General features: G+C 65.7%; 9 protein-coding genes. 1 reads left to right on the top strand and 8 read right to left on the bottom strand.

Annotation, left to right across the window (positions count from 1 at the left end; all coding sequences use genetic code 11):
* The first annotated feature begins 178 nt into the window (after positions 1-178).
* Positions 179-433, top strand: coding sequence for a hypothetical protein (locus tag ASC60_RS41675; RefSeq protein ID WP_159043266.1), 255 nt, complete (start codon positions 179-181; stop codon positions 431-433).
* Positions 434-714: 281 nt separating this feature from the next.
* On the opposite strand, the gene ASC60_RS14740 is transcribed toward ASC60_RS41675, so the two are convergent.
* The 8 genes from ASC60_RS14740 to eccD all read right to left on the bottom strand — a co-directional run bounded on the left by ASC60_RS14740 (position 715) and on the right by eccD (position 9,596).
* Complete coding sequence (locus ASC60_RS14740; protein WP_159043265.1) at positions 715-1,089, bottom strand: hypothetical protein; 375 nt, start codon at positions 1,087-1,089, stop codon at positions 715-717.
* Between the two features lie 22 nt (positions 1,090-1,111).
* Complete coding sequence (locus ASC60_RS14735) at positions 1,112-1,555, bottom strand: YbaB/EbfC family nucleoid-associated protein (protein ID WP_199830957.1); 444 nt, start codon at positions 1,553-1,555, stop codon at positions 1,112-1,114.
* A 72-nt stretch (positions 1,556-1,627) separates the two neighbouring features.
* On the bottom strand, positions 1,628-5,011 hold the full coding sequence (locus tag ASC60_RS41670) for an AAWKG family protein (RefSeq protein WP_055550824.1): 3,384 nt from the start codon (positions 5,009-5,011) through the stop codon (positions 1,628-1,630).
* A gap of 67 nt (positions 5,012-5,078) precedes the next feature.
* Positions 5,079-5,564 (bottom strand): type VII secretion system-associated protein, encoded by a 486-nt coding sequence (locus tag ASC60_RS14725; RefSeq protein ID WP_055550822.1) that lies wholly within the window; start codon positions 5,562-5,564, stop codon positions 5,079-5,081.
* A 98-nt stretch (positions 5,565-5,662) separates the two neighbouring features.
* Positions 5,663-5,986 (bottom strand): WXG100 family type VII secretion target, encoded by a 324-nt coding sequence (locus ASC60_RS14720; protein WP_063787132.1) that lies wholly within the window; start codon positions 5,984-5,986, stop codon positions 5,663-5,665.
* Positions 5,987-6,082: 96 nt separating this feature from the next.
* Positions 6,083-6,517 carry a hypothetical protein gene (locus ASC60_RS14715; protein WP_370592914.1) on the bottom strand — a complete coding sequence of 145 codons (435 nt, stop codon included), beginning with the start codon at positions 6,515-6,517 and terminating at the stop codon, positions 6,083-6,085.
* Between the two features lie 184 nt (positions 6,518-6,701).
* Positions 6,702-8,171 (bottom strand): type VII secretion protein EccB, encoded by a 1,470-nt coding sequence (eccB, locus tag ASC60_RS14710; protein WP_055550815.1) that lies wholly within the window; start codon positions 8,169-8,171, stop codon positions 6,702-6,704.
* 24 nt (positions 8,172-8,195) lie between these two features.
* Positions 8,196-9,596: a type VII secretion integral membrane protein EccD gene (eccD, locus tag ASC60_RS14705; protein ID WP_055550813.1), complete on the bottom strand. Its 1,401-nt coding sequence runs from the start codon at positions 9,594-9,596 to the stop codon at positions 8,196-8,198.
* Positions 9,597-9,763 lie beyond the last annotated feature (167 nt).

Raw genomic sequence — 9,763 nt, 5'->3', positions numbered from 1 at the left:
GAAGGTTTTCGACAGGGCGTTCTTGAGGTAGTGCGAGATCGTGCCGAAATGACTGATGAAGAATGCGGCCATGCCGCCGACCGCCGCATTGATTCCGACGTCTTTCCAGTCGATCCCGTCGGCCCTCTGAACGGGGGGATTGATGGCCATCGCCAAGAGCTGACTGGCGAGGCTCTGGATGGCCTCCTCGATCGCCTCGGACAGCGACGGGAAGAACTGGAGGTACCGCAGGAGGCGATCGACCGTCATCAGGATCGCCAGCCTGGCCCTCATCCGGGCCAGGATCATCTCCGAAGCCGACGCCCCACCGGTGAGCCAGGACACCGCCGCCAGGATCGCCAGCTCGATCATCAGGGTGATGACTTCCATGATGATGTCGAAGTGGGCTTGCTGGATCTTGAGGGAGGACTTTCCCTGGTTCGCGGCGTACTGATCCATCTGCGTGGCGAACTGCTGCATGGCGTCGCCGCCATTTCTGTTCACCAACTGGGACAGCGCCCGCTCGTAGGCCTCCGCCACGTTCGGCGGGAGGCCCCTCTTCGCCTCGTCGATGGACGCCAGCATCTGCTGACGAAGGTCGAGAATTGCCGTACCGAGATCCGTGTAGAGGTCACGACTTTCCCACGCCAAGCCGGCCTTCGCCTTCAACGGCTTTTCGCCGATGAGGACGAACAGCATCTTGCTGACGTCGTCCGGATACTCGATATCGAACATTTAGCGTTTCCCGTGGCCACCATCGGTGTAGTTCCCGGCGTTCACCTTGGCCGCGCCGATCTCGTCCTGGACCGCGTTGCTGGTCCGGTCGATGCTGTGCAGGCTCTCCAAGGTGGCCGTCTGCAGCCCCGTCAGGAAATCGGTCAGACTGCCGAGGAACTTCTTGCAGCCCTCGTTCTGCTGCAGGTACTGCGGGTTGGTCTGGCGGTAGAAATCGTCCTGGTCGTGCTCATCGCCGTTCCAGCCGTAAACCGCCTGCTCCGTCGCCTCGAACCTCTTCTGCACCTCTTTCGGCGCACCCGCGAGTGCCTTCATTCCCTCGACGGCCCGCTTCACATCAGCGGGACGCGCCTCATAGGTGTTGTAACCACTCATGACCGATCACCTTCCCCAACGCTCATTGGCTGTCTTCGTCGATCTCGTCGCGCAGCCGGTCCCTGCCCGAACGGCGGGAACGGGCTTGATCGCCGTCGAGGGCCGATCCGAAAATCCGGTTCCAGTCGAGGTCGATGCCCCGGCGGGCCGAGCCCTCGGGGCCCGGCTGGGTGAAGGGCTCGAAGGTGTCCATCACCCGGCGGGCCATCTGGGCACGCCCTTGCTGCACGGCCTCCAGGATCGAGGAGGCGAGCTGGGGGCCCGTCATGTTCTGGTGCTTGTTGTCGAGGAACTTCAGCCCCGTCAACTCGCCCTGGGCGCCGACAGTCGCCTCCACCACACGGTCACTCGAGCGCACCGTCGCGGACGCCTGGCGGAGATCCGCCTCCGCCCGCGCGACAGCCGCCTGGGTGGCCTGGAGCTCGGCCATGGCCTGGGCGATGCGCTCCTGAAGCGGTTCGGTCAACGAATACTCCTGCGTAAGGTCAGATGTCGATCATTGTGCAACATCGGAACGACAAAAGGAATTTGAGATTTGTCAGCGTCCGATCACCGCTGGTGATCCTCCCTCGTCGGTGCCCCAGACGTCGTCCTCCTCGGGCTCCCAGACCTCGCGCTCACGGTCGCTGCTCTCGGTCTCCGTCTGTCCGGGCGAGCCCGCACCGCCGCCCATCCCCGGCAGGAACGGGTTGCCGCCACTGGTGCTGACGGCCTGCCGGTCCTCGTACACACCGCCCTTGCCGCGCGCGCCGGGAGCGCCACGGCGGTTGCTGACCACGTCACCGCTGTCGATCACGTTGCGGGTGCGTTCGGAGGGGCCGCCCTCGCCGCCCTTGCCACCGCCCATGCCGCCCATACCACCCATGCCGCCCATGGGCATACCGCCCATGCCACCCATGCCACCCGCACCGGCTATGCCGGGGGGCACCGGGCCGTTGTTCAGCGGAGTGCCACGGCCCGTACCGGGGGACCCGTCGGTGGACTGGCCGGGGTTGCCCAACGACGGATCCTGATAGGCATTGTCGTCGTACAGCTCCTCCTCGTAGGAGGGGCCGCCGTAGTCGTAGGAGGGCGGGTTCAGCGCGCCCGAGTACCCACCGCCCGGGTGGGAGCTGCCTCCGGGGCCGCCGCTCTGGTAGTCGGGGAGCGCGTTGTCGGGGTCGTTCAGATAGCCCGTGGTCGTCGTGCCGTCCGGGCTGGTGATCGAGGTGGCGCCGGTGTCCGGGTCCACCCGCGAGGTGCTGCCGTCGGGGTACTCGGTGACCACCTGGCCCTGTGGGTCCAGGTGGGTGGTGCTGCCGTCGGGGTTGGTCAGCGAATCGCCGGCGTTGAGCGGCCCGGAGTAGTGGCTGCCGTCCGGCCTGGTGATGGTCGCCGTCTGGCTGTTCGGGTCGATCTCGGCCTTGCTGCCGTCCGGGAAGTCCGTCACGACGCGGCCATGGGAATCCAGGTGCGACTGGCTGCCATCGGGGTTGGTCAGCGAGTCGTCGCCGTTGACGGGTCCGGAGATGTGCGGCGAGGGCTGATTCAGGTCGCCGTTGTTCAGCTGGCTCGGATCGCCATTGAGCTGGCTCAGGTCGCCATTGTTGAGCTGGCTCAGATCGCGGTTGCCGAGCTGATTCAAGTCGCCATTGTTCAGTGAACCATTGAGCTTGAGCTGCTGCTTCTGGAACTCGTCCTGCTTCTGCTGCTGTTGCTGCTGAAGCTGTTCCTGCCGCTTCTGCTGCTCCTCCTGGAGCTTTTCCTGCTTCTGTTCCTGCTCCTGGCGGATCTGGTCCTGCTTGCGCTGCTGTTCCTCCTGCTTCTGCTCCGCCTGCTTCTGCTGCTCCTCCTGCTTCTTCTCCTGCTCCTGGCGGATCTGCTCCTGCTTGTGCTGCTGCTCTTCCTGCTTCTGCTCCGCCTGCTTCTGCTGCTCCTCCTGCTTCTTCTCCTGCTCCTGGCGGATCTGCTCCTGCTTGTGCTGCTGTTCCTCCTGCTTCTGCTCCGCCTGCTTCTGCTGCTCCTCCTGCTTCTTCTCCTGCTCCTGGCGGATCTGCTCCTGCTTCTGCTGCTGCTCCGCCTGCTTCTGCTCCGCCTCCTTCTCCTTCTGCTCCTGCTTCTTCTCCTGCTCGGCCTGCTTGGCCTCCTGCTCCTGGCGGAGCTGCTCCTGCTTGGCCTCTTGTTCGGCTTGCTTCTTCGCCTGTTCCTTGTCCCGCTTCTGCTGCTCGGCCTTCTGCTGATTCACCTGCTGGACCTGGAACGCCTGCGCCTGCTTCTGCGCCTCGTCCTGCTTGGCCTGCTGCTCGGCCTGCTTCTGCTCGGCCTGCTTCTCCTTCTGCTCCTGCTTGGCCTCCTGTTCCTGGCGGATCTGCTCCTGCTTCTTCTCCTGTTCCGCCTGCTTCTGCTCGGCCTCCTTCTCCTTCTGCGCCTGCTTGGCCTCCTGCTCCTTCTCCTTCTGTTCCTGCTTCTTCTCCTGCTCGGCCTGCTTCTGCTCGGCCTCCTTCTCCTTCTCCGCCTGCTTCTGCTCGGCCTCCTTCTCCTTCTTCTCCTGCTTGGCCTCCTGCTCCTTCTCCTTCTTCTCCGCCTCCGCCTTCTCCTTCGCGTACTTCTCCTCGGCCTCCTTCTTCTCCTTCGCGGCCTTGTCCTCCGCGTCCTTCTTCTCCTTGTACGCCTTGTCCTCGGTGTACTCTTCCTTAATGCCCTTGTCGCCCTTGGTCCGGATGGATCCCAGATCGAAGTGCGACGATCCCCAGGCCGTGGCCAGATCCTTCAGCGCCTGCTCGGCGGGGTCGATCAGATTGGTCTTGACCGACGCCTCCCAGTCGGCGATCGCCTGATCGCCGACATTCTTCCAGGTGCTCAGCTCCTTCATGTCGCCATAGGACCGCTTGGCACGAGCGGAATTCCCTTTGTCCCAGGCATTCTGCGTGAAATCCGACGTCGTGGAGTAGTTCCAGTGACCGGAGCCGCCGTAAGAGCTGTAGGTGTACTGGTAGTCGGCGTCGACCTGGGTCAGATTGTACTTCCAGGTCTCAGTGGCGATATCCGACAACAGGTCGACGAGCCACCGCAGCGGGTTGCCCATGGCCACATTCCAGTAATCCCATTTGTTGTAGATCTTCTGGGCCTGTGTCCTGAGATCCGTCCCCGCCTGCCTGAGCGCCTTGCCCTGCTTGGACACGCTGCCGACTGCCTCCATGTCGTCGGCGTAGTGGCCGTATCGCCTGCCCAGTTCATGGATGAGGTCCCAGAAGACGCCGGCGGCCTGTCCCTTCCAGGCGTCGTTCTCGTCCTTGCCCAGCTTGTTCTGCCACTCGGTCATGGTGGCGTTGCTGTCCCAGAAGAATTTGGCCACCCGGTCGAAGGCATCCCCGGCCATGTCGAAGGAAGCCAGCCGCACGCCCTTGTCGAGCGGAATGGGAGGCTTCCCGCCCCAGGAGAACCCGAGGGTTCCATTGGGCTCTTCCAGCAAAGCCTTCAGCGCCTTGCCCGTCCCATACGAGTAACTGGTCAGGTCGAAGGTGTTCCAGACCGTCCCGTTGTCACTCGGCTTGAAGTGACCGCCCTCCAGCTCCTTGCCGTACCTGCTCTTCCCCTCACCGCCGACGACCTCGCCACCCACCGGCTTGCCGTCCGCGATCTTGGCGCCGAGCAGCGTGAAACGGGCCTTGTAATAATGGACGTCGCCATCGCTGTTCGTATAGAACGGGATCACGAAGTCGGTGTTCTGGATGTCCCACCCGGCGTTCTCGACCATCCAGTTGAGGTCATCCGCGTCGATGGTTGCGACCTTGCCCTGCTTGGTGATCTCCACCTTCATCTGCTTGATGCCGGCGTTGCCGACGATCTGGTCGAACAGCGTGTTCCTCGCCGGCGCTTCATAGCCGGTGAAGAGCTTGACCGCTTTCCACCAGTAGTCGTCGTACTCTTTGTCATCGGCCATGGCGAGGCTCCATCAAGAAGGGTCGGTTACTCAAGCAGGGAAGGACTCAACGACGTCGGTGACCGGGCTATTTGTCGTCCCCGTTGCCCTCCTTCTCGTTCGCCGGCGTCGCCAGGTCGTCCTCCACATCCTCGAAGATGTCGACCAGCTTCTGACCCTCGACGGCATCAAGGCTCTCTCCCTGGGTCTTGAACAGGGAGTCAATGGTTTCCTCGATGGCGTCATCAATGTCATCGAAAAGTGTCACATGGCTCTTCAGGATCCCGTCGAGGAGCGTCACCATTTCCACCACGGCCTTGTTGATCGATTCCCCGTGCGTGCCGGGATCCGACGCCAGATTTCCGATCGCCAGCGGAACGGGCGTGCCGAACGGAAGGTTGGGGACACCGTCGTCGTCCCCCTTGAGCGCCTTCATCGAAGGAATCACAGGGTCCGTCTTGCCGTTCTCGGTTACCGTTTTGAGCGCCTTTTTGAAGTCCGCGAGATCGACTTTGCGGAAGTTCTCGAGCCACTCCTTGTTGAGCTGTGTCGTCGGCTGATTGCTTTTGCCCATGCCCTCGCCCTTTCTCTTACCTCACTGTCCGGATGACACAGCGGGCGGCCGCCCCACGTCTTTCCCTATGTGGAACGGCCGCCCGCACAGCGCTGAGGTCAGCCGCCAATCTTCACGTCCTGCCAGCTCTGCGTCTGGCTCTTCTCGTTCTGCGTGTACAGATCGCGGATGTGGTTCAGGGTCTGCGCGTTGTCACCGAGCCACTTGCGCATGTTCTCGACGGCCTGGTTCCAGGCGGCCTGCTTCTCGTCGTAGGCCTGGCGGTCGTCACCTTCCCAGGTGTTCTTCAGCGCCTGGAGTTCGTCGTTGAGACTGTTGATGATCTTCGCGATCTCCTGCGTCTGCAGTCGCATGTCATCGACGGCGTTGTCGACGTGCGCATAGCTGACGTAGATATATCCGTCAGTGAGGTTGTCGGACATCGGGGACCTCATCTCGCTCTGGGGGTATGGGGATGCGGAATACGCTCCGGCCCGCACAGACCGGAACCGGGCCGGTACGACACCGGCCGCTCAGGGTCAATTTCCGGCGGTGCTGCCCGTCAGATTGTCGAAGATGGTCTGCGACTGGGAGAACGCCTGGTTGACGGCCTCGTTCGACGACCCCTGAGTCATACCCTTGGAGCGAAGCGTGTCGTTGAGCTGGTTGATCATGTCCTGAAGGTTCTTGGAGATGATTTCCGCGTGCTCGTCCCAGGAGTCCAGAAGCTTCTGGAAGGCGCCACCGTCACTACCCTGGAGGGCCTGCATCATGCCCTGCTTGGTGTTCTCGACGTCCTGCCGACGGCTCTGAACGCCCGAGAAGGCCATCTCGAGGGCCTGGATACCGTTCCGTGTTCCCTGTTCTTCTGACCGCTGCATGCCTGCCATGACGCTGCCCTTTCCGGTGGATTTCCGCCGCCAGGCCCGATGCGCTGGCGTGGCTTGCGCAACCGGATGCAGATGCACCAACATCCAGTTGGTCCAGACAAGGATGGTAAGTGGCCGAACAAGCGATGGGCAATACTTGTCGGCCAGAAAAGCCGCAACAGACGGGTTCCAATAATCTCCCTAGTTTTGCCCGTCGTGCGCCGCTCCGACAAAAGCTCAAGCCATCCTCAAATGTCGATATGCCGATGAGGAAGACGGTCAATTACCCTCAGTGCCCGTTCCCTTTCTTGCCTTTGTCATCGCACGGCGGCGACGTCGCCTGGCCCCGGCCGGATACCGCGGCCGTGGGGGTCAGATCCGGGCCCGTCGGCAGCATCGACAGCAGCGACGACGGAAGCCGCTGCGCCTGCCCCGTGGTATAGCCCAGCGCCTCGAGTGACTTGGCCGTCGGCACCCGGTACTTCACCCCGCTGTCCGTCACCAGGTAGACGGTGCTGCCCACGTTCGAACCGTCCGCGCCGAGGGTGTGCACCAGGGCTCCGCCGCCCGGGGGCGTCACGATCCGGTTGACCGTCACACAGGCCGGGGTCAGTCCTTCCGGCGGCGCCTGTGCGGCGGGGCCGAATTGACCGCTGTCGGCCAGGGTCACGCCCACGCGCGTACCGTCGTCGCCGGACTGGATGCCCACGCACGGGGTCTCGTCCACACCGAGGTCCACCGCCTTCGGCGGGCTCGGGGGCAGGTCCTCCGTGGTGTCGGCGTCCTCCGCGCCGGGCGCCAGGTGGCCGATCACCGCGTCGGCACCCAGGGGGATGGCGCTGACCGCCCGGCCCGCGTACGCCTTCTGCTTGGTCTCCGGGTTGCCCAGGAGCAGCGCGGCGACGGTGGCGTTGACCGGGGTCAGCCCCTCCTTGCGCAGCACGTAGTACCGGGCGTCGGCACCGGGCGCGGAGACCTGGAAGACCTGTCCGATCCGGGTTCCGCCGCCGCCCAGGGACGGCCCCGCGTCGCCGCGCTGGGGAATGTCGGGGGCGGTCAGATCGGGGCCGGTGGGCAGGGAGTTGAGCAGCGCCGCGGACACCTTCACCGAGGTGCGGGAGGCGTAGCCGAGGGCTTCGCGGACGCGGCCGCCGGTGTCCATGCGGAGCTTGCTGCCCCGCCACACCAGGTAGTCGGCCTTGTCGGGCCCGGTGACCAGCAGCCCCTCGGAGTCGCCGAGGCCGGTGCCGTCGACGTCCTTGCCGACGGCCACGGCGGTGGCGGTGGAGCCGTCGGTGGTGCCCGAACACACCTGCCACGGATCGGTGGTGAGGCTGTCGCCGCCCGGCAGGTCGTCGGGGGCTCCGGTGATGCCGACGGGCGCGCCGTGCGGGGTGCCGCCGAGCGACTTGCTGCCGACGGAGGCGGTCTTCATCTTCGCGCCGAGGAGCAGCCGCGCCGAGGTGTAGTTGCGCACCGGGCGCAACCGTCCGTCGAGGTAGAGGTACCGGCCGCCGGTCTCCTTGTTGACCACCAGGGTGTCCTGGGCCCGCCAGGAGTTCTTCGCGCCGGGCTTGATCAGGCCGAAGACGAAGGATCCGGCGGCGATAAGGACCGCGATGATCACGCTGATGGCCACACCCCGGTTGGTCCGGCCCTGGGGGCTCTCCGGGGCGTCGGGGTCGGCGCGCAGCATGCCCGAGGTGAGCCGCCCCATGATGAACATGTGCGCCTGGACCTGGTCGCGCTTGGACTGCACTGTGCGTTCCTCCGGTTCGGGCGGTCAGCCGTTCAGGCCGCGCAGGGCGCCGTACACCCCGAGCACCCACAGGGCCAGCGGCAGCAGGGCGATGGCGGCGGTGGTGTGCAGGATCTCCGCCGCCCGGCCCCAGTACGGCACGAGCCGTCGCCCGGGCACGGTCCACGAGGCGATGGCGATGCCCGCGGTGGCGGCGAGCAGGCTCGCCACCAGCAGCAGCCGGCGGCCCGACGAGTAGGACAGGGCGTTGAAGAGGACCATGAGGAGGAAACCTCCGGCCCCGGGGAGGAAGAGGGAAAGCCGCTGCCATACGTTCCCCAGACCGCGTCCGTGCAGCAACAGCAGCAGGGAGAGCACGACGGACATGATGACCTCGGGGAGTCCGCCGTCGTGGGTGAGCACGGCCAGGCAGACGGCACAAACGGCGCCCACGGCCCCGTACAGCGAGCTCATCCAGCCGTCGGCGAGCACCGCGCGGGCGGCGACCACGGAGGTGGCGTGCGGCTCGATGCCCTCCTGGAGCTGCTGGGCGTTGGTCGGCAGTGGCGGCATGCGCATGCCGGACATCCGGAAGGCCAGCGAGGGAACGAACGCGCCGAGGATGACGGCCAGAAGGGCGAGGATGCCGGCCGCGTGGGCCGGTCCCAGGTCGGTGATGACCATCAGGGCCCCGGCGAGGGTGCCGAAGGCCATGACCACGGCGAGACCGAGGTAGAGCGCGGCGAAGGAGGCCACCGCGGCGAGCGCGACGATCGCGCCGCCCGCGCCCGCGGCGCAGGCGGCCAGCATCCGGGCGCCCAGGACCTCGTGGCTGTGCGGGCCTCCGAAGTCGCCGCCGGGCAGCAGCCATCCGGCGAGTGCGAGGTACGGGCCGACCATGAAGCCGAGGACCGCGCCGGCTGCGGCGTCGCCGACCGCGCGGCTGGCCGAGCCGGCCCCGGCGAGCAGCAGCACTCCGGCCGCCGCCGCGCACAGGGCGCGCAGCCAGGGGGAGCCGCCGGGCAGGGCGAGCACAGCGAGGCCCGCCACCAGGGCGGTCACCGCGAAGCCGCGCAGCAGCCGGGTGCTGGCCAGCGGGGACCAGCCGTGCGGCCGGTCCTGCATGGTGGTGGAGATGCCGTCCACCAGGTCGTCGAGGTGGACCTCGGGGAGTGCGTCCATCCGCGGCCGGAGGTAGATCGTCTCCCCGTCGCGCAGGTCGTAGGAGTCGAGAGTGCGCTCCTCGTCCATCGGTTCGCCACCGAGGCGTTGCAGCACCCAGCCCCCGTGGTCGATACCGGTCTCCGCGAGGTCGTCACCGCTGTAGCCGAGGACGGCGGGCAGCAGGTCGGCCACCGGGACGTCGGACGGGACCGCGAGGTCGATGGTCTTCGCCGGCGCGCGTACGGTCAGGCGACACAGACCGGCCACCTGGTTATCGGTCATCGGGCTGGCTCACGCTTCTTCCGGGGGTCTGCGAGGGGGTTCCCGGGTTTCCGTTGTGACGGAATGATGTGGGACGGATGATGCTGATGAGACACCAGCTTATGTGCGTACCACATGTGTCTCCGGGAGGGTGCACATTACTGGCCTCGGCCAGGTACTGGTATACC

Origin of the sequence: Streptomyces sp. NBRC 110028, assembly GCF_001417735.1 — a bacterium.
Taxonomy (GTDB): Bacteria; Actinomycetota; Actinomycetes; order Streptomycetales; family Streptomycetaceae; genus Streptomyces.
Note: the sequence above shows the minus strand (reverse complement) of the source record. Positions and strands in the feature narration are given on the sequence as shown.

Coding starts and splice junctions, on each gene's coding strand:
- ASC60_RS41675 (WP_159043266.1), top strand. CDS start 179: ATGGCCTCCTCGATCGCCTCGGACAGCGACGGGAAGAACTGGAGGTAC.
- ASC60_RS14720 (WP_063787132.1), bottom strand. CDS start 5,986: ATGTCCGACAACCTCACTGACGGATATATCTACGTCAGCTATGCGCAC.
- ASC60_RS14715 (WP_370592914.1), bottom strand. CDS start 6,517: ATGTTGGTGCATCTGCATCCGGTTGCGCAAGCCACGCCAGCGCATCGG.
- ASC60_RS41670 (WP_055550824.1), bottom strand. CDS start 5,011: ATGGCCGATGACAAAGAGTACGACGACTACTGGTGGAAAGCGGTCAAG.
- ASC60_RS14740 (WP_159043265.1), bottom strand. CDS start 1,089: ATGAGTGGTTACAACACCTATGAGGCGCGTCCCGCTGATGTGAAGCGG.
- ASC60_RS14725 (WP_055550822.1), bottom strand. CDS start 5,564: ATGGGCAAAAGCAATCAGCCGACGACACAGCTCAACAAGGAGTGGCTC.
- eccD (WP_055550813.1), bottom strand. CDS start 9,596: ATGACCGATAACCAGGTGGCCGGTCTGTGTCGCCTGACCGTACGCGCG.